The following is a 20,838-nucleotide window of genomic DNA, read 5'->3' on the forward strand; positions in this document are numbered from 1 at the left end:
ATGCGTTGTACCCCTAGCTTGCTTGCCCTGGCCTTGGCTGCCGCCTGTTCCGGCGCGGCGCTGGCTGCCCCCTCCAAGCCGGTCGTAATGCCGATCGGCAGCGTGCAGGGCACGACCGACCACAGCCCTTATGCGGGCAAGACCGTCACCATCGAGGGCGCGGTGACCGCAGATATGCGTGATGGCCTGGGCGGCATCTTCGTGCAGGACGCTGGTGACGGCGATGCCAATACGTCAGATGCCTTGTTCGTGGTTGTGCCCAAGGAGCAGGCCGTGCAGGTCGGCCAGTGGCTGCGCATTACCGGCACCGTCGAAGAGCAGGCCGCCGGCAAGAGCGGGCAGGGTCTGACCACGTTGCAGGCGCAGACCGTCATCCCAGTCGCCGCGCGCCCACTGCCGGCAGCGCTGGTGTTGACCGATGTGCCGGCCAACTGGGAAGCATTGGAAGGCATGCAGGTGCGCATTCCGAGCGGCCTGACCGTGGCCGGGCAGGATCAACTGTCGCGCTATGGCGAACTGACCGCTGCCTTCGGTGGCCGCCTGTGGCAACCCAGCGAAGTGGCCGCCGCCGGCAGCCCCGAACAAGCTGCGGTGATCGCCGACAACAATCGCCGTCGCCTGCGCCTGGACGATGCCAGCGGCAAGCGGGAGCCGGCTGCGGTTCCGTATCTGGCAGCGGACCAGCTGCTGCGCAGCGGCGCGCAGCTGCGCGAGGTGCAGGGCATCGTCGACCAGCGCTTTGATGGCGGCTATCGGCTGCAGCTGACCGCGCCGGTAGTCGTGGATGCCGAGCGTCCGCAGCAGGCGCCGACCGTGGCCGGCGGGCTGCGCATCGCAGCGTTCAATCTGGAGAATTACTTCAATGGCGACGGCAAGGGCGGTGGCTATCCGACCCTGCGTGGTGCCAAGACTGCCGAACAGCAGGCGGCGCAGCAGGCCAAGCTGATCACCACCATCGGCAGCCTCAATGCCGACGTTGCCGCGCTGATGGAACTGGAGAACGACGGCTATGGCCCGGGCTCGGCGATTGATCAGCTGGTGCGCGCGCTCAATGCGGCGCAGGGCAAGGATGGCGACTGGCGCTTCGTCGATGCCGGCAAGGGCCCGGGCGACAATCCGATCCGCGTCGGCATCATCTACCGCGCGTCAAAGGTAAGCCCGATGGGCAAACCGGCGGTGCTGGAGCGCGAGCCGTTTGGCGAACGCAGCCGCGTGCCGCTGGCGCAGGCCTTCCGCATGGGCCGCAAGGGCACGCCGTTCGTGGTGGTAGCCAACCATTTCAAGTCCAAGGGTTGCTCGGAAGCGAGCGGTGACAATGCCGATCGCAATGACGGGCAGGGCTGCTGGAACGCCACCCGCGTGGAATCGGCCAAGCTGCTGCACAGCTGGTTGCAGGAAGACCCGACCGGTACCGGCAGCCGTGATGCGGTGCTGCTTGGCGACTTCAACGCCTATGCGATGGAAGAGCCCATCCGCACCTTGAATGCCGATGGCTGGCAGGACGCGTTCAAGGTTGCTGGCGTGCAGCAGCCTTATAGCTACGTCTACAACGGTTTGACCGGTCGTCTGGATCACGCGCTGCTGAGCCCGGGCATGGCTGCGCGGCTGAAGGGCGCGGCCGAGTGGCATATCAATGCCGATGAGGCAGACGAGGTGGGTTACCAGGGCCGCAACGTGCCGGGGCCGTGGCGCAGCTCGGATCATGATCCGTTGTTGTTGGGGTTTGAGCCGTAAGCTTTTAAAGCACCCCTCCCCAACCCTCCCCTTGCCTACGGCAAAGTGAGGGGGCAGCTTTTCTCCCTCCCTTTCGCGCAGCGAAGGGGAGGGCCGGGGAGGGGTGCCTTTGCTGTTGCTCCAAACCAGCAAAACCCTCAAAACGTCCCGCGCGCAATCAAGCCAATCGCCAGCACTGCCAGCGCCAGACCAACGCGATTCCACACGCTGGTCTTCTCGCCGAACGCCAGCACGCCAACCAACGCGCCCAGACACACCACGCCAATATTCATGCCCGCAAAAATCGTCGCCGGGCTGTGCGGCAGCGCTTGGTGCGCACGCACGTAAAACAGAATGTTGCCGAAGTTGAGCAGCCCAAGCAGCAGGCCAAAGCCAAGATTTCCCAGCGTCAGCCGGCTGTTGCCACCGAAATGCCGCTGCAGTTGCCACACCAGCATCAGCACGAAGGCGATGCCGAAGCTCACCAGCAAGGCGGCGGTGGAGGGCGTCCCGGCCGCAGCCACCTGCTTGAGCAGGATGTCGATCAAGGCAAAACCGGCCCATACGCCCAGCAACCAACCCCAGCTGGAGCCCGAACGTTCTGCCTTGCCGCCATCACGCGCGGTCACGCCGACAATCGCCAGCAGGCCCAATCCCAGCCCCGCCAGCTTCCAGCCATTGGCCTGTTCGCCGAACAGCAGGAAGGCGGCCGCCAGCGAAAGCAGCAAGGACAGCCGCTGGGCCACGTCGCTGCGCACGATGCCGGCTTCGCGCACCGCGCGGGCCAGCACCAGGAAGATGCCGGGCAGGGCCACCGCAAGCCCAAGCAGGGCCAGCCAAGGCGTATGCCCGCTCTGCAGCGACTGCAAGGAAGGTTTGAGCAACAGCAGCGACAGCACGCTGGCGGCGAGGTAGTTCCAGGTCACCGCTTGGGCGATATCGACGCCGCGGCGTGGCGCCAGTTTCAGCAGCACCGATACCAGGACACTGCAGATCACACTCAGGACAAGGAAATGCATGGATTTGGGCAGTTGTGAAGGGCAAGCGTGAAGCCGCCGGACGGGGCCGCTATTATGGCTGCATGCAAACTCTCCCATTCCCCCACGAATCGGCGACGCTGATGCTGGACGGCCCGGCCGGTCCGCTGGAAGTCGGCGTCGACCTGCCCGATGGCGAGACCGCCGCGCGTCCGATCATCGCCGTCATCTGCCACCCGCTGTCCATCGAGGGCGGCAGCATGCACAACAAGGTGGTGACCATGGTCTCGCGCGCGCTGCGCGACCTGGGCATCACCACCGTGCGTTTCAACTTCCGCAGCGTCGGTGCCTCGGTTGGCACCTACGACAATGGTGAAGGCGAAGCCGACGACCTGCGCGCGGTGGTCAACTGGGTGCGCAGCGAGCGTCCGGATGCCGCGTTGTGGCTGGCCGGTTTCAGCTTCGGCGCCTATGTATCGCTGCGCGCTGCCGCCCAGCTGCAGCCGCAGGCCCTGATCTCGATCGCACCGCCGGTTGGCCGCCGCACCTGGGATTTCTCCGAAGTGCAGCCGCCGGCCAACTGGCTGGTAGTGCAGGGCGATGCCGACGAAGTGGTCGACGCACACGGCGTGTACCAGTGGCTGGAATCGCTGCCGAATCCGCCGCAGTTGGTGCGCATGCCGGACACCTCGCATTTCTTCCATCGCAAGCTGATCGATCTGCGCGGCGCCATCCAGCATGAAGTGCGGCGCTGGCTGCCCGACGGCAGCAACTGAGCATGGATGCAATGACCCCCTCACAACGCTACGCCGCTGGCGTGGCACGCGGCGACTGGCGCGATGATGTTGCCCAGCACGCCGCGCTGGCCGAGCTGGATCGCATCCACCTGGCCATTGTCGACAGTGCGCAGGACGGTTGGCTGGACCGGCTGTCGGCGTTCTGGAAGAAGCCCGAGCCGGTAAAGGGCCTGTACTTCTGGGGCGGCGTTGGCCGCGGCAAGACCTTCCTGGTCGATCTGTTCTATGACGGCCTGCCGATCGAACAGAAGTACCGCACCCACTTCCACCGCTTCATGCGCGGCATCCACGAACAGCTGCACCTGCATCAGGGGCAGAGCGATCCGCTGGCCAAGATCGCCCAACAGTGGCGCGACAAGCTGCGCGTGCTGGTGCTGGATGAATTTTTCGTCACCGACATCGGCGATGCGATGTTGCTTGGACGCTTGCTGGAGCGGCTGTTCGCCGAGGGTGTGACTCTGGTGACCACCTCCAATACGGCGGTGGAGAACCTCTATCTCAATGGCCTGCAGCGTGACAGCTTCCTGCCGGCGATTGCCTTGCTGGAGAAGTATTGCGTCGAGCTGTACGCCGAAGGCACCGAGGACTACCGCATGCGCGCGCTGACCCGCTCGCCGGTATACCGCGCGCCGCTCGATGCTGAGAGTGATACGTGGCTGGCCGGACGCTGGAAGGAGCTGAGCGGCGCCGAAGAGGCACGCGGCGGCAACATCCAGATCGAGGGTCGCAAGATCCCGGTGCGTGGCCGTGGCAAGAGTATTGCGTGGTTTGATTTCGCTGCATTGTGCGAAGGCCCGCGTGGGCCGTCGGACTACATCGAGATCGCCCGCGAGTTCACCACCGTGCTGCTGGGTGGCATTCCGCATTTCGATCGCATGAACGAAGATGCCGCGCGCCGCTTCGTCAATCTGATCGATGAGCTGTACGACCGTCAGGTCAACCTGGTCTGCACCGCCCAGGACGCGCCGCCTCTGCTGTACAGCGGCACCCGCCTGGCCGGCGCCTTCGAGCGCACCGCCAGCCGCCTGATCGAGATGCAGAGCGCCGAGTACCTGGGTACCGCGCACCGCAACTGATCCGGTAGTGCTGAGCCATGCTCGGCACTACGCCTTGAGCCCCTCTCCCGCTTGCGGGGTGAGAGGGGCAGCTTGCGAACCAACGGTTCGCTGCCCATCGAACGCCCTTGCGTCAGCGCAAGGGCCGGGGCGCGGAGCGGGGGTTGGGGTGAGGGCAGCTTTCCGCTGGTAAAGCCCCTGCCGAGCATGGCTCGGCACTACAGAGCAGCCTCGCCGACAGCGCCAGAAAATCAAAATCCACCCGCTCCCCAGCGCGTTGCGCAAGCGAGGGGGCAGATTTAACCCCACTCCCCACCCCCATCCGTTCCTATCCCCGTACGCCGCATCACGCGGCCTGGATGGGAGCAGGAATCATGGCTAGCGCAAAGGGTTCAAACCGGCCGGCGGTTCGCAATATGGCGCTGGCCGCCGCAGTGACGCTGTTGGTCGGCCTGCCGGTGGCGGCAGCGGTCCGCCATACCCCGTTCCCGGTGACCGACAAGACCGGCGATCTCAAGGCGCCAACCACGCAACGCACGCGCCAGACCCAGCCCAACTTCCGTGCGCCCAGCGCCAGCGTCTGCAGCGACACGCCGGTGCTGCGCGAGGTTGCCGATCCCAGCCCCAAGCCGCAGCAGCACAATATCGCTGCGGGCGAGGTGCGTATGCGCACGGGGGACAGCTACAGGGCGGACACGAAGATGATGGCTCCCATGCCAGCGCCTGCTGCGCCGCCACCTCCACCGTCGCTGGCAGCCCGTGCCGAGGCCGCTGCCGATGCCAGTTATGCGGCAGCGGAAATGCCGATGGCTTCGATCACCACCACTGGCAACGTGCGGCAGCAGCAGGCGCCAGTCACTGCCGGTGTCGTCGATGACAACGCTGACTTCACCGCATTCCAGCAGTTCCTGCAGGGCCATGAAGAAGCCAATGATCTTGGTCGCGATATCAGCGTGCGCCAGCGCCTGCAGGTGGTCGATGCGCAGGGTCGGCCGGTGCCGGACGCGGAAGTGGCGGTCACGGCCCGTAATGGTGCGCGCATGTGGGCGCGTACCGATGCCGGTGGCCAGGTCTGGGTTCACCCGAATGCCTTCGATGATCGCGATTCGGCCAGCTACCAGATACAGGTGCGGCGCGCCGGCAAGACGGTGACCTCGGTCCTGCAGCGCGGGCAGAAGAATGCCGTGCAGGTAGTGGTGGCCGATGCACCGCTGCCGGCGCGGGCCAAGCTCGACCTGGTGTTCATGGTCGACGCCACCGGCTCGATGGCCGATGAAATAGACAAGCTGCGCGATACGCTACAGGGCATCGTCCGCGATATCGCCCAGCTGCCGTCCAACCCGGACATCTGCCTGGGGCTGGTGACCTACCGTGATCGCGGCGACGAGTACTTCGTGCGTGGCTGGGACCTGAGCAACAACGTTGCTGGCTTTCAGAAAGTGCTGAATGGCGTGCAGGCCAATGGCGGCGGTGATTACCCGGAAGCAATGAACGAGGCCTTCGACCATGCCGTGCAGGCGATGAACTGGCGCGGTGCCTCGACTACGCGCCTACTGGTGTCGCTGGCCGATGCGCCGCCGCACATGGATTACCCGCAGCCGCACTACGAACAGACCATGCTGGCCGCGCTGGGCAAGGGCATCAAGGTGTTGAGCGTTGCCGCATCCGGCCAGGACACCACCGGTGAGATCGCGCAGCGGCAGATCGCGCAGTACACCGGCGGGCGTTTCATCTTCCTGACCTACAAGGATGCCAGCAATCCCTCCAGCGGACCGGGCAGCGAGACCGTGCATGAGGTGGAGAACTATTCGGTCGACACCCTGGACAAGCTGGTGGTGAAGCTGGTGCGCGAGGAGTTGGCGCAGTTGCCGAAGGGCTGAGCTTCTGCCCCCTCCCTTTGCCGTAGGCAAGGGGAGGGTTGGGGAGGGGTAAGCTTTTGATCTTCAGGCTTTGCCAGCTTCGCGGCTTACGCCGCTCCTACAAAGCCAAGCCCTGCAGTGCCGAGCCATGCTCGGCATGGGCTTTACCGGTGATGCCCCTGCCGAGCAAGGCTCGGCACTACCAAAAGCGGGCTTTACCGCGCTGGCAACGGAATGCTGTCGCCCTGACGGTCATCGCTTGCTGCCATCGTCGCGGTATCACCACTCACGCGCATCATCTGCAGCGGCTGGCCATCAAAACGGAACTCCAGTGCCGACTGCAGCCTATCCAGCGCCTGTACCTGCGTGCACAACGAGCGCGCGTGCTGCTCCAAGGCGGCAGCGCGTCCTTCCAGGCGTTGCTCCAGTTCGGCGTCGAGTTTGTCCGCGCGCGCATCCAGCTTGTCCTCACCACCGGTGAATACCGCCCACAGCATGCTGCGGGCGATGGAGCCGCTCAGGCTCTCGGCGGCATCCTGCACCCGTGCTTCGAAACCTTCATGGAACAGGTCCTGGTCCCAGCGGCCGCGGCCGATGGTCTGTTCGACAAAACGTTCGGCCTCCTTGCGCAACTTGCGCACTTTGCGGGAGTTGGCGTTGCCGGTGAGGCCTTCGTAAACCGAGTCCAACGTATCGAAGCTGATGCCAACCGACTCGTTGGCAATGCCGGTGACCGCCGGCATCAGCTGGCGCACGCCGTTCTCCAGTGCGCGCAGGCGTTGTGCATCCGCGGCCGATACCGTCTGCATGCGGTTGTCGATGCTCAGCTGGCCGTCGTGGAACACGATCTCGCGCATCGGCAGGGTATCGCGGCGCAGCCAGATGCCGCCGCCATCCACCAGGACGTTGTAGTCGGTGGACACGCCACATTGATCGGCGGACAGCTCCGGTGCCTTGACCGTAGCGGCCTGAGCCATCAGCGGCAGCAGCAGGGCCAGCGAGGTGGCGATGGGCGGCAGGCGCATGGCGGCGAGCTCGTGGCGGAAGGGTGCCGCCAGCTTGGCCGCTTGCAGCGACGGCTGCGCAGGCCGGAAGTCACGCCCGGAATTTCATCAGAAATTTACGTAGTCAAGTCAGGTGGTTTCCCTACAAAAAAACTCTGCAAAAGGCTTGACTGCGCATTCCGTTCGAGCAGGTTCGAGTGTCTGGCCCGGGCGGCATACAGTCCAAGCCTTGTGCCGCAAGGCTTGGCAAAGAAATACTAGATTTGGTGTTGACCCTGTCATACACCCCCACTATCTTGTGCTCCGTCGGTTCTGACGGGATTTTTCCGTCGGATTAATAGGGAAGCTGGTGATGCCTTCAAGGCTAGTCCGGCACTGCCCCGCAGCGGTAATTGGGAACGACCCCGCCAACAGCACTGAGGCAAACGCCTTGGGAAGCGGCGGAGTAGGAGAAGGCCCCCGCCTTCCTGCCCATGAGTCCGAAGACCTGCCGACAGCCACGCGATGCACACCGCGTGGTGCCGGCTGCGGTGTCTTCGAGGGGAAGACGGCTGGTGACGTGGTGCCGTGGCTGCTGCCGACCCTTGGTCGTGCGCTGTCGCGGCTGCTGCGACGCCGTCCTTCCATGCTCGCTGCTCCGTACCGGCTCTGCTTCCTGCGCGGGCAGGAGCTGCGTGCATAACGTTTGCAAGGACACCATCGTCGTGACTGCCACTCATACTGACGTCGCTCCGGCTGAAGCCGGTTTTGAACTGACCCCGCCGCCAACCGCCACCGCCATGAGCGTGACCAAGCGCAATGGCAGCACCGAGCCGGTAGACCTCAACAAGATTGTCCGCGCCATCCAGCGTTGCTGCGAAGGCCTGCACGCGGTGGACCCTATGCGGGTGGCCACGCGCACCATCTCCGGCCTGTACAACGGCGCCAGCACCCAGGAACTGGACGAGCTGTCGATCCGTACCGCCGCCCTGCTGATCGGCGAAGAGCCCGAGTACGGCCGCCTGGCTGCACGCCTGCTGGCCAACTTCATCGGCAAGGAAGTCTCCGGCCAGGAAATCCATGCGTTCTCGCAGTCGGTCGGCCGTGGCCACGAAGTCGGCCTGATCAACGACCGCCTGCTCAACTTCGTGCAGGTCAACGCACGCAAGCTCAACGACGCGATCGATCCGTCCTATGACCTGAACTTCGATTACTTCGGCCTGCGCACCATGTATGACCGCTACCTGCTGCGGCATCCGCATTCGCGCAAGGTCATCGAAACCCCGCAGCAGTTCTTCCTGCGCATCGCCAGCGCGCTGAGCGAGGATGTGCCCGAAGCACTGGCGCTGTACCAGCGTCTGGGCAGCCTGGATTACCTGCCGTCCAGCCCGACCCTGTTCAATGCCGGCACCAGCCACGAGCAGCTGTCCTCGTGCTTCCTGCTGGACTCGCCGCAGGATTCGCTGGAATCCATCTACGACCGCTATGCCGACATCGCGCAGCTGTCCAAGTTCAGCGGTGGCATCGGCGTCAGCTATACCCGCGTGCGTTCGCGTGGCTCGCTGATCAAGTCCACCAACGGCCACTCCAACGGCATCGTGCCGTGGCTGAAGACGCTGGATTCCTCTGTGGCTGCGGTCAACCAGGGCGGCAAGCGCAAGGGCGCGGCCTGCGTCTATCTGGAAACCTGGCACGCCGACATCGAGGACTTCCTCGAACTGCGCGACAACGCCGGTGATGATTCGCGTCGTACGCATAACCTCAATCTGGCCAACTGGGTGCCGGACCTGTTCATGCAGCGCGTCGAGGCCGACCAGGAATGGTCGCTGTTCGATCCGCGCGTGGTGCCGGAGTTGACCGATCTGTTCGGCCCGGCCTTCGAGCAGGCCTATGTACAGGCCGAAACCCAGGGCAAGGCGCGCAAGACCGTGTCGGCACGCAAGCTGTATTCGCGGATGATGCGCACCCTGGCCGAGACCGGCAACGGCTGGATGACCTTCAAGGACAAGTGCAACCTTGCCAGCAACCAGACCCTGCGCGCCGGCAACGTGATCCACCTGTCCAACCTGTGCACCGAGATCCTGGAGATCACCTCCAACGACGAGACCGCAGTCTGCAACCTGGGCTCGATCAACCTCGGCAACCACCTCGACGCGCATGGCGATTTCGATTTCGAGAAGCTGGCCGAGACCGTGCGCCTGGCCGTGCGCCAGCTCGACCGCGTCATCGACCTGAACTTCTACCCGATCGAAACCGCACGCCGCGGCAACCTGCGCTGGCGCCCGGTCGGCCTGGGCTGCATGGGCCTGCAGGACGTGTTCTTCCGCAAGCGCATGGCCTTCGACTCCGCCGAAGCACGCGCGCTGTCGACCAAGATCGCCGAGGCCATCTATTTCCACGCGCTGGAAGTATCCTGCGAACTGGCCCAGGAACGCGGCAAGCATCCCTCGTTCAACGACACCCGCGCTGCCCACGGCGAGCTGCAGTTCGATGCCTGGAACGTGGTGCCGGACGACGTCGAGCGTTGGGACGCACTGCGTGAGCGCATCAAGCAGCATGGCCTGCGCAACTCGCTGATCATCGCGATCGCGCCGACCGCGACCATCGCCTCGATTGCCGGTTGCTATGAGTGCGTCGAGCCGCAGGTGTCCAACCTGTTCAAGCGCGAGACCCTGTCGGGCGACTTCCTGCAGATCAACCGTCACCTGGTTGCCGAGCTGAAGCAGCTGGGCCTGTGGACGCCGGAAGTGCGCGATGCGATCAAGCTGGCCGACGGTTCCATCCAGAGCCTGGCGCAGATCCCGGAAACCCTGCGCCACATCTACCGCACCGCATGGGAACTGCCGATGCGTTCGCTGATCGACATGGCCGCCGCGCGCGGTGCCTATATCGACCAGTCGGCCTCGCTCAACCTGTTCATGGAGAGCCCGAACATCGGCGCGATGTCGTCCATGTACATGTACGCCTGGAAGCAGGGCATCAAGACCACGTACTACCTGCGCTCGCGTCCGGCCACCAAGATCGCCAAGACCACGGTCAGCAGCTACACCCCGGTTGAAGCCGTGGCCTGCTCGCTGGAAAACCCAGAAGCCTGCGAGGCCTGCCAGTAACAAAAAAAGGGCCCCGAATTGGAGTTCGGGGCCCTTTGATGCTTCACAAAACGCTCTTGACCGCTTGGGCGGGGCGTCTTTGATCTGCCACTTCGACTAAGAAGCGGGTTGACTATACCGTTAACAGTGGTCTGATCAAAGTTTTAGCCCGAGCACTTAGAACTCAAAGGCAAAAATTTATGAGCAAGGATCAAGATCGAATGGTCTACCGTCGCGACGACGGTCAATGGGCAAATAAACGCAACGATGCCAGCCGTGCCTCCAGCTTGCACCGGACCCAGGCTGGCGCCGAGCGGAGTGCTCGACAGATGCTAGTTAACCAAGGTGGTGGGGAGTTGACGACAAAGGGTCGCGATGGATTGATTCGAAGCAAAGATACGATCGCTCCAGGTCACGATCCTTTCCCGCCCCGGGATACTGAACGCTAATTTCCTCAACTAGCAACCGCCGACGCCACGTTTTGTAGGAGGCACATGGAAGTGCCTGAAGTTTCCTGTCTTTTCCACCTGCAGTACCGGTTCGCCGATGCTGACACATGAGAGTTTTCCCATGTCTGAAAGCCCCAATCAGATGCTGCTCGATCCCGGCTTCGAGCTGACCCTGCGTCCGATGCGTTACCCGGACTTCTACGAGATGTACCGCAACGCCATCAAGAACACCTGGACGGTGGAGGAGATCAATTTCCAGATCGACATCACCGACCTGCACCAGAAGATGTCGCCGGCCGACCAGCACCTGATCCATCGCCTGGTCGCGTTCTTCGCCACCGGCGACTCGATCGTGTCGAACAACCTGGTGCTGAACCTGTACCAGCACCTCAATGCGCCGGAAGCGCGCATGTACCTGTCGCGCCAGCTGTATGAAGAAGCGCTGCACGTGCAGTTCTACCTGACTCTGCTGGACAACTACCTGCCGGATCCGGAAGAGCGCTTCAAGGCCTTCGCCGCCGTTGAGAACATCGACTCGATCAAGAAGAAGGCTGCGTTCTGCTTCAAGTGGATCGATGCGCTGCAGGAAACCAAGCGTCTGGAAACCCGCGACGACCGCCGCCAATTCCTGCTCAACCAGATCTGCTTTGCCGCCTGCATCGAAGGCCTGTTCTTCTTTGCCGCCTTCGCCTACGTGTACTACTTCCGTTCGCGCGGCCTGCTGCCGGGCCTGGCCTCGGGCACCAACTGGGTGTTCCGCGACGAGAGTTGCCACATGGAGTTCGCGTTCGAATGTGTGCGCAAAATCCGCGCCGAAGAACCCGATCTGTTCGACGCGAAGATGGAGCAGGAGGTCTACCAGATGCTGGAAGAGGCCATCGAGTGCGAAGTGCAGTTCGCCGAGGACGTGCTGTCCGGCGGTGTGGCCGGCATCTCCACCCGCGACATGCGCGAGTACCTGCAACACTGCGCCGACAACCATTTTCTCAAGCTGGGCATGGCCAAGAAGTACAACGTGCGCAACCCGCTGCCGTTCATGGAACTGCAGGATGTGCAGGAACTGACCAACTTCTTCGAGCGCCGCGCTTCTGCCTACCAGGTGGGCGTGCAGGGTGAAGTGGCGTTTGATATGGCGTTCTGATTTGCTCCCTCCCTTGCGCGAAGCGCAGGGGAGGGTTGGGGAGGGGTGCTTTGGGCTCTACACGTAGCGTCCGATTGCAGTTTCTTGCGGAAACCACCGGCAACAGCAACAGCAACAGCAACGGCACCCCTCCCCAGCCCTCCCCTCGGCTGCGCCGAAGGGAGGGGGCAGAGCACTCACCGGCTGCACAGCTTTGCGGGCGTATCATCGGCACCAACTTACAGGTGATGCCTCCATGACGCCCATCGTCGAAACCAATCCGCCGGTCGAAGTCCGCATGGCGGAAATCGTGTTCCCCAACCACACCAACCATATGGGCACGCTGTTCGGCGGCCAGGCATTGGCGTGGATGGATAAGGCGGCCTTTCTCGCCGCCGCCCGTTATTCGCGTTGCACGGTGGTCACCGCGCGCTCGGACCAGGTCGACTTCAAGCTGCCGATCCGTATCGGGCAGATGGTGGAAACCATCGGCCGGGTGGTCAAGGTTGGCCGCAGCTCGATGCATGTGGAAGTCGAGCTGATCGCCGAAGACCTGCATAACGGCGAACGTGCGCTGTGCACCAAGGGCACCTTCGTGATGATCGCGCTCGATGGCGAAGGTCATCCGACCACGGTGCCGACGCTGCCGACGCAGGCCTGAGCCGCACGGCGATGACCACTTCATCGGCACAGACCGGGCGCTTGTCGTCAGCGGTAATCACCGAACTGCCGCAGTTCATTGCCGGCCATCGGCGTCTGTTCGTGGTCACCGGTGCTGGTTGCAGCACCGACTCCGGCATCCCCGACTACCGCGACAGCGATGGCCAATGGAAGCGCACACCGCCGGTAACCTACCAGGCCTTCATGGGCGAGGAGGCAACCCGCAGGCGGTACTGGGCGCGTAGCCTGCTGGGCTGGCCGCGCTTCGGCCACGCCCTGCCCAATGGCACGCATCACGCGCTGGCGGCGTTGGAAGCCGATGGTCGCATTGAGCTGCTGCTGACCCAGAACGTGGATTGCCTGCACCAGGCGGCGGGCAGCCAGACCGTGATCGATCTGCACGGCCGACTGGATCAGGTGCGCTGCATGGGCTGCGAAGCACGCAGCTCGCGTGAGCTGCTGCAACAACGCCTGCTGCACGCCAACCCTGGTTGGGACGTGCTGGAAGCGGGCATCGCGCCCGATGGTGACGCCGATCTGGAAGCCGACTTCTCCGCGTTCAGCGTGCCTGCTTGCGAGGCATGTGGCGGCGTATTGAAGCCGGACGTGGTGTTCTTCGGCGAGAACGTGCCGCGCGAACGTGTCGCTGCCGTGCATGAGCACCTGCAGCGTTCCGATGCGGTGCTGGTGCTGGGTTCGTCACTGATGGTGTATTCCGGTTTCCGCTTCGTCGATGCCGCCGCCAAAGCCGGTTTACCGATAGCCGCAGTCAATCTCGGCCGTACCCGCGCCGATCACCTGCTGTCGCTGAAGGTGGAAATGCCCTGCGCGCAGGCACTTGCGTTCCTGTTGGACGGCATCAAGACGCAGTGATCCACCACGCCGGTTGAATCAGCGGCCGCTGCGGCGTGCAATGGGCGCCCCCACTGTTGATGGACGTCGCCCACGTGAGTCAGCTTTTCTCACCGTTGTCGCTAGGCCCGCTTTCCCTTTCCAATCGCGTTGTCATCGCGCCGATGTGCCAGTACTCGGCGCAGGACGGGCAAGCCACCGATTGGCATACGATCCACCTGGGCCAGTTGGCGCAGTCCGGTGCGGGCCTGTTGATCATCGAAGCCACCGCGGTGGAGCCGCGTGCGCGCATCAGCTGGGCCGATCTTGGCCTGTGGGATGACGCCACCGAAGCGGCACTGGCCAAGGTGCTGGCATCAGTGCGGCGCTGGTCGAGCATGCCGATCGGCGTGCAGCTGGCACATGCTGGGCGCAAGGCGTCGACTGCGCGTCCATGGGACGGCGGTGGTGCGATCGCCCCCGGACAGGAGCATGGCTGGCAGGTCTTGGCGCCGTCGGCGCTGCCGTTCAAGGCCGGCGATCCCACGCCTGAAGCCTTGGATGACGCCGGCATCGATCGCGTGGTTGAAGACTTTGTCGCTGCCGCTAAGCGCGCAGTGCGGCTTGGTCTGGAGCTGATCGAGCTGCATGCCGCGCACGGTTATCTGCTGCACCAGTTCCTGTCGCCGTTGAGTAACCAGCGCGACGATGCGTATGGCGGCTCGCTGGAGAACCGCATGCGCCTGCTGCTGCGGGTATTCGATGCGGTGCGCGCGGTAGTGCCGGCCAATGTGGCCTTGGGTGTACGCATCTCCGCCACCGACTGGGTGGAAGGCGGCTGGGATGTTGCCCAGAGCATCGTGCTGGCCAAGGCGCTGGAAGCACGCGGCAATGATTTCCTGCATGTCTCCAGTGGCGGGTTGGACCCGCGCCAGCAGATTCCGGTCGAGCCCGGCTACCAGGTGCCGCAGGCCGCTGCGATCAAGGCCGAAATCGGCACGCCGGTGATCGCGGTGGGCCTGATCACCGAGCCGACGCACGCCGAGGAAATCCTCGTCGACGGCAAAGCCGACGCGATCGGCATCGCTCGCGGCATCCTCTACGACCCGCGTTGGCCCTGGCATGCGGCCGCGGCCTTGGGTGCACAGCTGACGGTGTCGCCGCAGTACATGCGTTGCGAGCCGCATGAGGCGCGCGGTCTGTTCAAGCTCGCCAAGCAGGGCTGACGCTCGCAAGGTGCCAGTGGCATGGTGCCGCTGGTGCTCAGGCGTGGTCGATGTCGATGCGCCAGGCCGGCGGCAGGGCATCGAGGATGTGCTGCAGCAGCGAACGCACTTTCGGGGTCAGGTCGCGGCGGTCGCTGACGCACAGGAACAGGCGCATCGGCTCCGGTGATGCCTGCACATCGGTAGCGGACTCGTTCTGGAACAAGGCCTGCAGTTCGCCGCGGGCCAGATACGGCGCGGCGACGAAGGCCGCCAGCCGGGTGACGCCGCCGCCGCGTGCGGCCATCGCCGCCAGTGCATCGATATCGTCGCTGACCAGTGCTGGTTGCACCTCGGCATCAAAGCGCAGGCCGTCGCGGACGAAGCCCCAGCGCAGGTAGCGCCCATCCAGTGGGTAGCGGAACAACAGGCAGCGATGCTCGCGCAGCGCTTCGGGTGCACGCGGGATGCCGGCAATGGCCAGATAGGCAGGTGCTGCACAGAACACGAACGGCACCTGTGCGATCGGCCGCGCCACCAGGCCTTCTTCCAGCTGCGGCTCGATGCGGATGCTGACATCCACGTCTTCGTGTGCGTGATCGACGCTGCGGTCGGCCAGCAACAGTTCAATTTCAAGTCGTGGATAGCGCTGCTGCAGGGCCGGTAGCAGCGGCGCAAGCACATGCCGGCCGAACGCCGCGCTGCTGGCAATGCGCAGGCGACCGGCCGGTATCGCGTCGGGATCGGTCACCGCTGCCTGGGCCCGCTGCAGGTCGCGCTCGATATGCCGTACCTGCGCCAGATACAGCGCGCCACGCTCGGTCAGGGCCAATTGGCGGGTGGTGCGGTTGAACAGGCGCACGCCCAGATGGGCTTCCAGGCGGGCGATGTTCTGGCCCACCGCTGCCGCACTGATGCCCAGGGTGCGCGCGGCAGCGGCCAGGCTGCCGGCATCGGCGGTGCGGATGAAGCTGCGGATGGATTGGAGAATGTTCATGCCGGTTGGCATTTTCCGGGAGGATTACAAAGTAAATCTTTATAAAGCCCCAAGCCGACGCGCTCTAGCCGTCCCCCGGCTCGCCGACTATCGTGCCCGGCCCGCAGCGCCTGAGTGCTGCATGCATGGACCTCGCTGGATGCCAGACCCCCGTTCCTTCGCCGTTGCCCGCTGGAAACTTGATGCACGCGCAACGCCCTATGTATTCGCCTTTTTCATGGCCTCGATCATGGCCATGCTGATGTGCCTGGTGATCACCGCCGCCAATGCCGGCATCGATGGCCAGTTCCCGGCGCGGGTGCTGTCTGCCTACTGTCTGGCGATGCCGACTGCGTTCTGCTGCGTGCTGGTGGTACGGCCCTTGGTGATGCGGCTGGTGGCACTGACAGTGCATCCGCACTGAGTCGGCCGACGGGTGAACTGTGTCAGCTGCAACTGTTTTTGCCGGAAATCGGCTGGAACGGTTACTTTCCACGACCCCACCGATAAATGTTGTTGGCCATGCGTCCCGATTTCATCCTCACTCTTTCCTGCCCGGACCGCACCGGCATTGTCTATCGCGTGTCCGGCCTGCTGTTCGAAGCGGGCTGCAACATCCTCGATGCCCAGCAGTTTGGTGACGACGAAAGCGGCCGCTTCTTCCTGCGCGTTCACTTCGACATGCACAAGGCCGGTGATGAGCCGGCCGTGCGCGCGCGCCTGCAGGGTTTGGGCGACGAGTTCGCGATGCAATGGGAGCTGCACGACGCGCGTCGCCGTGCGCGCTTGCTGGTGCTGGTCAGCAAGCAGGGCCATTGCCTCAATGACCTGCTGTTCCGCACCCATAGCCGCCAACTGAAGGTGGATATCGCTGCGGTTGCCTCCAATCACAACGACTTCGCCGGGCTGGCTGGTTCCTACAATGTGCCGTTCCATCACCTGCCGGTGGATGCCGATACCCGCGAGCAGCAGGAGCAGCGGATCATCGACCTGGTCGAGCGCGAACGCATCGATCTGGTGGTGTTGGCGCGTTACATGCAGATCCTGTCGCCGCGCCTATGCCAGGCGCTGTCCGGCCGGGCGATCAACATCCACCACAGCTTCCTGCCCAGCTTCAAGGGTGCGCAGCCGTACCACCAGGCGCATGCGCGCGGGGTCAAGATCATTGGCGCCACCGCGCACTACGTGACCTCGGACCTGGACGAAGGCCCGATCATCGAGCAGGACGTGGCGCGTGTAGACCATGCGATGACGCCGCGTGACCTGGTGCAGCTGGGCAGTGACACCGAGTCGCAGGTGCTTGCGCGCGCGGTGCGCCGCCACGTCGAGCATCGCATCCTGCTCAATGGCCACCGCACCGTGGTGTTCCGCTGATCGGCCGATGTGGATCAGTCGATATGAATCCCGCATTCGTTCAAGGCGATGCGGGTAGCCGCATCGTTGGCGGCTGATACCGGACGGGTCAGGTCCCAGAGGAAACGCACGGCGAAGCCGCTGATGGCGGCGTCCTGTGCACTCCACAGCACACAGTAGTCGCGTGCCAGTCCGCAGACATGTACCTCGCGGATGCCGCGCTCATGCAGCCAGCCGGCCAGGCCGGTTGGCGCGCGTGTAGCCTGCGGGCCGATGTTCTCGCGGAATGCGCTATAGGAGTCCACGTCGCGCTGGCTGCCTTTGCGCAGGATCAGGTCAGCATGCTTCCAGTCCACGCGTGCATCCAACGTCGCACCGGCGGTGCCCTGTACGCAGTGATCCGGCCATAGCGTTTGTGGCTGGCCATGCAGCTCGATGGCGTCGAATGGTTTGCGCCCGGCATGTTGTGTAGCGAACGAGGCGTGATCGGCCGGATGCCAGTCCTGGGTAGCAACCACGGTTTGATAGTGACGCGCATCCAGCAGCGCAGCGATGCCGGACACGATGGCATCACCGTGCTGGCAGGGCAGGGCACCGCCGGGCATGAAATCCGGCTGCAGATCGATAACCAGCAGCGCAACGTCTGTTCCGTACATCGACAACTTCCTGATGCGGGGGCCAACAGTTTAAGCCAGCGCCGATCGCAACAAGGTAGTGCCGAGCCATGCTCGGCAGGGGCGTTACCAGAGCACCTGCGGGGCAGCATAAGCTGCGAAGCAAGCAGAGCCAAAGCACCCCTCCCCAACCCTCCCCTTTGCTACGCAAAAGGGAGGGAGCGAAGCGGTAGTGCCGAGCCATGCTCGGCAGGGGCCTTACCAGCGATCCACGCCGGAGCTGTGCCAGCTCAATGTGCCGACGAGCGCGAGAACAGATTGATCACCAGCACCCCGGCACAGATCAGGCCAATGCCGACGATGGCCGCCGCATCAAGCTTCTGCTTGAACACGAACAACCCGATCAGGGAGATCAGCACGATGCCGACACCGGACCAGATCGCATAGGCGATCCCGGTAGGGATGGTTTTCATCACCAACGCCAGCAACCAGAAGCACACGCTGTAACCGGCCAAGGCGCCAACGGTTGGCCATAGCCGGCTCATGCCATCAGAAGCCTTGAGCAGGGAGGTGGCGAGCACTTCCAGGGCGATGGCATAGGCCAGCAGTGCATAGGCGTTCATGACGGTGCTCGAAGAAGTGTCCGCCAATTCTAGCGGCGCAGTTCTTACGTCACAGAGCTCTTACGTCATCGATCTAGACTGAGCCTGCCATATCGACCCAGGTCCGCATGGCTGGCGCCAGGACAACAAGCACAAGGAACAGGGAGCAAGGAGCCAAGGAGCGGTAATGCTGCAGAGTAAGCTTGTAATGGGTGCGCAGGGGGCGTGCCGGCAGGCTGGTCTGGTGGCGATCGTGAGCGGGCCATTGCTTGAGTGCCGGGTCTGCGCGTTGCCGGGTATGACTTCCCCGGACGTTTGTGCAGCACAGATCGCGCCAGTGCCCCAAGTGGTGCCAGACTCCGATCCACAATCCCACTGCAAACGATAGATGGCCTACTACGCGCAGTTACAGATGTTTGGGTTGTTGATCGTCGCCCATGTCGTGGCCGACTACCCGTTGCAGGGTGAGTTTCTGTCGCGTGCCAAGAACCGGCATGAGCCGGTGCCCGATGTGCCGTGGTACCAGGCACTTGCTGCGCATGGCGTCATCCATGGTGGTGCGGTGGGCTGGGTTACCGGCAGCATCGTGCTCGCGGTGCTGGAAACCCTGAGCCACATGCTGATCGACGATCTCAAGTGTGGTCACCGCATCAGCTACAACGTAGACCAGGCCCTGCACGTAGCCTGCAAGGTGTTGTGGCTGGCGTTGTTGTTGCTGATGCCGGATCTGCCTTGATCAGCGCCAAGCTGTTTGCCTGGGGCAGCCCCGATCCAGGTGGATCGCGGCGGCCTGCCTGAGCTTCCGTGCTGCTGTGGTCCGCCAGCTTTTGGAGTAGCTTGCAGCCAGACGGCCGCACACAAACCCAGTCGTAAGCTGAAAGCCAGCACCGATATGCCAGCGTGAAGCCGGGACTTGGGCGAAAATAGCCGATCCACGCATCACAAGACCTCGCGCTGCATGCCCTCCCTGCCTCAAAACTCCCGCTACGACGATTCCCTGCGTCTGTCCGGCGCACCGATGATGGGTTGGATTGATATTCTTATAAATCAATAAGATGTGACGGCATTGGTGCATTGTCGGTACGTAGGCAACTTGAGGCGTTGACATTTTTTTTAGCAAACATGTGTTCTATTCAGTCTCTATGCTGATAGATTGTGTAAACGGGGGCGTATTTTGCAGATGACAAAGTGGCGAGTCCTCCGAGCTATTGGAGATCGCATGCCGACGTTGCTGAGGAAAGCTTAATCATGGGAAAGGATTCACCCGTGAGCGGTACTCGCCCATTTACAGAGGCTCATGCTATTGCGTGGGTAGACTTCGGTTTCGGGTTCGGCCGCGGTCTAGACAGGGCTGGAATCGGCGCGATAAGGCGAAGACTGCACGCTCTTTTAATGGAGCGCGGATATGGTCAAACGCGCCGCCGCGGACGTCGTAGCGAAGTTGTCGCTATGTATGAACGGAGAAATCAGGCAGGGGAACTCTTGGAGGCTTTCCATGTCCATGAAGAACACCTACATGTGGTTTTTCATGAGTACCGTGGCTGGGATCAAACCAAGCGCCAGGCCTTGGACGTGCTAGTGCCAGCGCTCGAGGTCATTCAGAAACTGAAAGTTAGGGTGCCGAAGGCTGGTTTAATCTTCAGAGATGTATTCATCAACGACGATCCGACTTCGTACTCTGCTACCGACGTGTTCAAGGAAAGTGAATATCTGCCCCGTCGAGCAGTCGGCAACAATCCCTTCTGGTCGGCTACGTTCATCGAAGATGTTGAGAACGAAGACCCGGTGACTGAAGGGGCAAATTCATGGTCTCAGATATTCTCCAAGATTGTGGTGGATGCCAGGGTGAGCACGAGCAAGCCCGACGGATTTCGTCACACAACGACGTTGACGCACAGTCAGATGCTTTTCATCGAAGGGGTCGCGTCAGGTCAGCGAAATTGGGAGCCTGAGGACCTATCGAATGCCTTTGATGTTATGCATCAATTGAACGCAAAGGTTGCTTTGGATGTACTCTCTAACGAAATGAGCGAGCGAATCGGACTAAAGGAGGCTGCCGCATGAACGAGTTTGCATGTCGTGAGCTTGCCTGGGATGAAATGTTTAGCAACGGCGAGGAGCAATACCTCGCTGCGGATAGGTTTTACCATCCGCCGCGGGCGAAGATTGACGAGCCGACCAAGAGCTACTCACGCCGATCGTCGCACATTCACGCGCTGCGCTCTCACTCGAAATGGGCCAGTGGCTTTAGTGATTTCCCTGATGCGGGTGTTCGCGCTCCGAGTAAGCCAGCATTGATTGCGGCCGAAGAGGCGATCTACAACTTGCCCGAGGACTGTCTCGACTTTAATTTGGAGATCTCGTCGTTTGGTGAAATCAACTTCCTTTTCGGCGGCTCGGTTGACCCTTTTCAGATGATCATTGAGTCCAACGGTTTGGCTAGCTACTACGGGCTTGTGTGTGGAGCGGAAGTTTCGGGAAGTGACGTCCCGGTGGCCAAGCTGCCATACATGAAGTTGGTGGTTTTCATGGCCAATGCTCGATAAGGCGGCGAT

20 protein-coding genes and 1 riboswitch are annotated in these 20,838 nt (G+C 63.0%); of the genes, 15 read left to right on the forward strand and 5 right to left on the reverse strand.

What is annotated here, in order from left to right; all coding sequences use genetic code 11:
• A complete protein-coding gene (locus ACVOK8_RS02430) occupies nt 1–1,734 on the forward strand; it encodes an ExeM/NucH family extracellular endonuclease (RefSeq protein ID WP_481565410.1) in 1,734 nt (577 codons plus the stop codon).
• A 137-nt stretch (nt 1,735–1,871) separates the two neighbouring features.
• On the opposite strand, the gene ACVOK8_RS02435 is transcribed toward ACVOK8_RS02430, so the two are convergent.
• Nucleotides 1,872–2,732, reverse strand: coding sequence for an EamA family transporter (locus ACVOK8_RS02435; RefSeq protein ID WP_481565411.1), 861 nt, complete (start codon nt 2,730–2,732; stop codon nt 1,872–1,874).
• Between the two features lie 62 nt (nt 2,733–2,794).
• On the opposite strand from ACVOK8_RS02435, the gene ACVOK8_RS02440 reads away from it, so the two are divergent.
• The 3 genes from ACVOK8_RS02440 (at nt 2,795) to ACVOK8_RS02450 (ending at nt 6,422) form a co-directional block, all read left to right on the forward strand.
• Nucleotides 2,795–3,466, forward strand: coding sequence for an alpha/beta hydrolase (locus ACVOK8_RS02440; protein WP_481565412.1), 672 nt, complete (start codon nt 2,795–2,797; stop codon nt 3,464–3,466).
• Between the two features lie 2 nt (nt 3,467–3,468).
• The gene (zapE, locus tag ACVOK8_RS02445) at nt 3,469–4,563 is read left to right on the forward strand and encodes a cell division protein ZapE (RefSeq protein ID WP_481565413.1); all 1,095 of its coding nucleotides are present in this window, start codon (nt 3,469–3,471) and stop codon (nt 4,561–4,563) included.
• Between the two features lie 353 nt (nt 4,564–4,916).
• Nucleotides 4,917–6,422: a VWA domain-containing protein gene (locus ACVOK8_RS02450; RefSeq protein ID WP_481565414.1), complete on the forward strand. Its 1,506-nt coding sequence runs from the start codon at nt 4,917–4,919 to the stop codon at nt 6,420–6,422.
• A 194-nt stretch (nt 6,423–6,616) separates the two neighbouring features.
• Here ACVOK8_RS02450 and ACVOK8_RS02455 read toward each other — a convergent pair whose 3' ends face one another.
• Nucleotides 6,617–7,426: a DUF2884 family protein gene (locus ACVOK8_RS02455; protein ID WP_481565415.1), complete on the reverse strand. Its 810-nt coding sequence runs from the start codon at nt 7,424–7,426 to the stop codon at nt 6,617–6,619.
• 269 nt (nt 7,427–7,695) lie between these two features.
• Nucleotides 7,696–7,913, forward strand: a riboswitch (cobalamin riboswitch).
• A 271-nt stretch (nt 7,914–8,184) separates the two neighbouring features.
• Here ACVOK8_RS02455 and ACVOK8_RS02460 point away from each other — a divergent pair.
• The 6 genes from ACVOK8_RS02460 (at nt 8,185) to ACVOK8_RS02485 (ending at nt 14,759) form a co-directional block, all read left to right on the forward strand.
• Nucleotides 8,185–10,494 (forward strand): ribonucleoside-diphosphate reductase subunit alpha, encoded by a 2,310-nt coding sequence (locus ACVOK8_RS02460; protein ID WP_481565460.1) that lies wholly within the window; start codon nt 8,185–8,187, stop codon nt 10,492–10,494.
• A 200-nt stretch (nt 10,495–10,694) separates the two neighbouring features.
• Nucleotides 10,695–10,922: a DUF2188 domain-containing protein gene (locus ACVOK8_RS02465; protein WP_481565461.1), complete on the forward strand. Its 228-nt coding sequence runs from the start codon at nt 10,695–10,697 to the stop codon at nt 10,920–10,922.
• 121 nt (nt 10,923–11,043) lie between these two features.
• Nucleotides 11,044–12,063, forward strand: coding sequence for a ribonucleotide-diphosphate reductase subunit beta (locus ACVOK8_RS02470; RefSeq protein ID WP_481565416.1), 1,020 nt, complete (start codon nt 11,044–11,046; stop codon nt 12,061–12,063).
• 235 nt (nt 12,064–12,298) lie between these two features.
• On the forward strand, nt 12,299–12,703 hold the full coding sequence (locus tag ACVOK8_RS02475) for an acyl-CoA thioesterase (RefSeq protein ID WP_282267570.1): 405 nt from the start codon (nt 12,299–12,301) through the stop codon (nt 12,701–12,703).
• An 11-nt stretch (nt 12,704–12,714) separates the two neighbouring features.
• A complete protein-coding gene (locus ACVOK8_RS02480; protein ID WP_481565417.1) occupies nt 12,715–13,575 on the forward strand; it encodes an NAD-dependent protein deacetylase in 861 nt (286 codons plus the stop codon).
• A gap of 59 nt (nt 13,576–13,634) precedes the next feature.
• Nucleotides 13,635–14,759 (forward strand): NADH:flavin oxidoreductase/NADH oxidase, encoded by a 1,125-nt coding sequence (locus ACVOK8_RS02485; RefSeq protein ID WP_481565418.1) that lies wholly within the window; start codon nt 13,635–13,637, stop codon nt 14,757–14,759.
• Nucleotides 14,760–14,796: 37 nt separating this feature from the next.
• Here ACVOK8_RS02485 and ACVOK8_RS02490 read toward each other — a convergent pair whose 3' ends face one another.
• Nucleotides 14,797–15,735 carry a LysR family transcriptional regulator gene (locus tag ACVOK8_RS02490; RefSeq protein ID WP_481565419.1) on the reverse strand — a complete coding sequence of 313 codons (939 nt, stop codon included), beginning with the start codon at nt 15,733–15,735 and terminating at the stop codon, nt 14,797–14,799.
• 139 nt (nt 15,736–15,874) lie between these two features.
• Between ACVOK8_RS02490 and ACVOK8_RS02495 the strand changes: the two genes are divergently transcribed.
• Nucleotides 15,875–16,138, forward strand: coding sequence for a DUF2798 domain-containing protein (locus ACVOK8_RS02495; protein WP_481565420.1), 264 nt, complete (start codon nt 15,875–15,877; stop codon nt 16,136–16,138).
• Between the two features lie 98 nt (nt 16,139–16,236).
• Nucleotides 16,237–17,088 carry a formyltetrahydrofolate deformylase gene (purU, locus tag ACVOK8_RS02500; RefSeq protein WP_481565421.1) on the forward strand — a complete coding sequence of 284 codons (852 nt, stop codon included), beginning with the start codon at nt 16,237–16,239 and terminating at the stop codon, nt 17,086–17,088.
• Between the two features lie 14 nt (nt 17,089–17,102).
• Here the strand turns inward: purU and pncA are convergent, their stop codons facing one another.
• Complete coding sequence (pncA, locus tag ACVOK8_RS02505; protein WP_481565422.1) at nt 17,103–17,723, reverse strand: bifunctional nicotinamidase/pyrazinamidase; 621 nt, start codon at nt 17,721–17,723, stop codon at nt 17,103–17,105.
• A gap of 248 nt (nt 17,724–17,971) precedes the next feature.
• Nucleotides 17,972–18,304, reverse strand: coding sequence for an SMR family transporter (locus ACVOK8_RS02510; protein ID WP_481565423.1), 333 nt, complete (start codon nt 18,302–18,304; stop codon nt 17,972–17,974).
• Nucleotides 18,305–18,695: 391 nt separating this feature from the next.
• Here ACVOK8_RS02510 and ACVOK8_RS02515 point away from each other — a divergent pair, with 391 nt between their 5' ends.
• From ACVOK8_RS02515 to ACVOK8_RS02525, 3 genes are all read left to right on the forward strand, one after another.
• Nucleotides 18,696–19,019: a DUF3307 domain-containing protein gene (locus ACVOK8_RS02515; RefSeq protein ID WP_481565424.1), complete on the forward strand. Its 324-nt coding sequence runs from the start codon at nt 18,696–18,698 to the stop codon at nt 19,017–19,019.
• 512 nt (nt 19,020–19,531) lie between these two features.
• The gene (locus ACVOK8_RS02520; RefSeq protein WP_481565425.1) at nt 19,532–20,347 is read left to right on the forward strand and encodes a hypothetical protein; all 816 of its coding nucleotides are present in this window, start codon (nt 19,532–19,534) and stop codon (nt 20,345–20,347) included.
• Nucleotides 20,344–20,829: a hypothetical protein gene (locus ACVOK8_RS02525; RefSeq protein ID WP_481565426.1), complete on the forward strand. Its 486-nt coding sequence runs from the start codon at nt 20,344–20,346 to the stop codon at nt 20,827–20,829. The genes ACVOK8_RS02520 and ACVOK8_RS02525 overlap by 4 nt, the downstream gene beginning before the upstream one ends.
• Nucleotides 20,830–20,838: the final 9 nt, after the last annotated feature.

The organism is Stenotrophomonas sp. STEN083 (genome assembly GCF_056759195.1).

Excerpts from the sequence above, each read along its gene's own strand:
- ACVOK8_RS02430 (WP_481565410.1), top strand. The coding sequence starts at position 1 with ATGCGTTGTACCCCTAGCTTGCTTGCCCTGGCCTTGGCTGCCGCCTGT.
- ACVOK8_RS02435 (WP_481565411.1), bottom strand. The coding sequence starts at position 2,732 with ATGCATTTCCTTGTCCTGAGTGTGATCTGCAGTGTCCTGGTATCGGTG.
- ACVOK8_RS02440 (WP_481565412.1), top strand. The coding sequence starts at position 2,795 with ATGCAAACTCTCCCATTCCCCCACGAATCGGCGACGCTGATGCTGGAC.
- zapE (WP_481565413.1), top strand. The coding sequence starts at position 3,469 with ATGGATGCAATGACCCCCTCACAACGCTACGCCGCTGGCGTGGCACGC.
- ACVOK8_RS02450 (WP_481565414.1), top strand. The coding sequence starts at position 4,917 with ATGGCTAGCGCAAAGGGTTCAAACCGGCCGGCGGTTCGCAATATGGCG.
- ACVOK8_RS02455 (WP_481565415.1), bottom strand. The coding sequence starts at position 7,426 with ATGCGCCTGCCGCCCATCGCCACCTCGCTGGCCCTGCTGCTGCCGCTG.
- ACVOK8_RS02460 (WP_481565460.1), top strand. The coding sequence starts at position 8,185 with ATGAGCGTGACCAAGCGCAATGGCAGCACCGAGCCGGTAGACCTCAAC.
- ACVOK8_RS02465 (WP_481565461.1), top strand. The coding sequence starts at position 10,695 with ATGGTCTACCGTCGCGACGACGGTCAATGGGCAAATAAACGCAACGAT.
- ACVOK8_RS02470 (WP_481565416.1), top strand. The coding sequence starts at position 11,044 with ATGTCTGAAAGCCCCAATCAGATGCTGCTCGATCCCGGCTTCGAGCTG.
- ACVOK8_RS02475 (WP_282267570.1), top strand. The coding sequence starts at position 12,299 with ATGACGCCCATCGTCGAAACCAATCCGCCGGTCGAAGTCCGCATGGCG.
- ACVOK8_RS02480 (WP_481565417.1), top strand. The coding sequence starts at position 12,715 with ATGACCACTTCATCGGCACAGACCGGGCGCTTGTCGTCAGCGGTAATC.
- ACVOK8_RS02485 (WP_481565418.1), top strand. The coding sequence starts at position 13,635 with ATGGACGTCGCCCACGTGAGTCAGCTTTTCTCACCGTTGTCGCTAGGC.
- ACVOK8_RS02490 (WP_481565419.1), bottom strand. The coding sequence starts at position 15,735 with ATGAACATTCTCCAATCCATCCGCAGCTTCATCCGCACCGCCGATGCC.
- ACVOK8_RS02495 (WP_481565420.1), top strand. The coding sequence starts at position 15,875 with ATGCCAGACCCCCGTTCCTTCGCCGTTGCCCGCTGGAAACTTGATGCA.
- purU (WP_481565421.1), top strand. The coding sequence starts at position 16,237 with ATGCGTCCCGATTTCATCCTCACTCTTTCCTGCCCGGACCGCACCGGC.
- pncA (WP_481565422.1), bottom strand. The coding sequence starts at position 17,723 with ATGTACGGAACAGACGTTGCGCTGCTGGTTATCGATCTGCAGCCGGAT.
- ACVOK8_RS02510 (WP_481565423.1), bottom strand. The coding sequence starts at position 18,304 with ATGAACGCCTATGCACTGCTGGCCTATGCCATCGCCCTGGAAGTGCTC.
- ACVOK8_RS02515 (WP_481565424.1), top strand. The coding sequence starts at position 18,696 with ATGTTTGGGTTGTTGATCGTCGCCCATGTCGTGGCCGACTACCCGTTG.
- ACVOK8_RS02520 (WP_481565425.1), top strand. The coding sequence starts at position 19,532 with ATGGGAAAGGATTCACCCGTGAGCGGTACTCGCCCATTTACAGAGGCT.
- ACVOK8_RS02525 (WP_481565426.1), top strand. The coding sequence starts at position 20,344 with ATGAACGAGTTTGCATGTCGTGAGCTTGCCTGGGATGAAATGTTTAGC.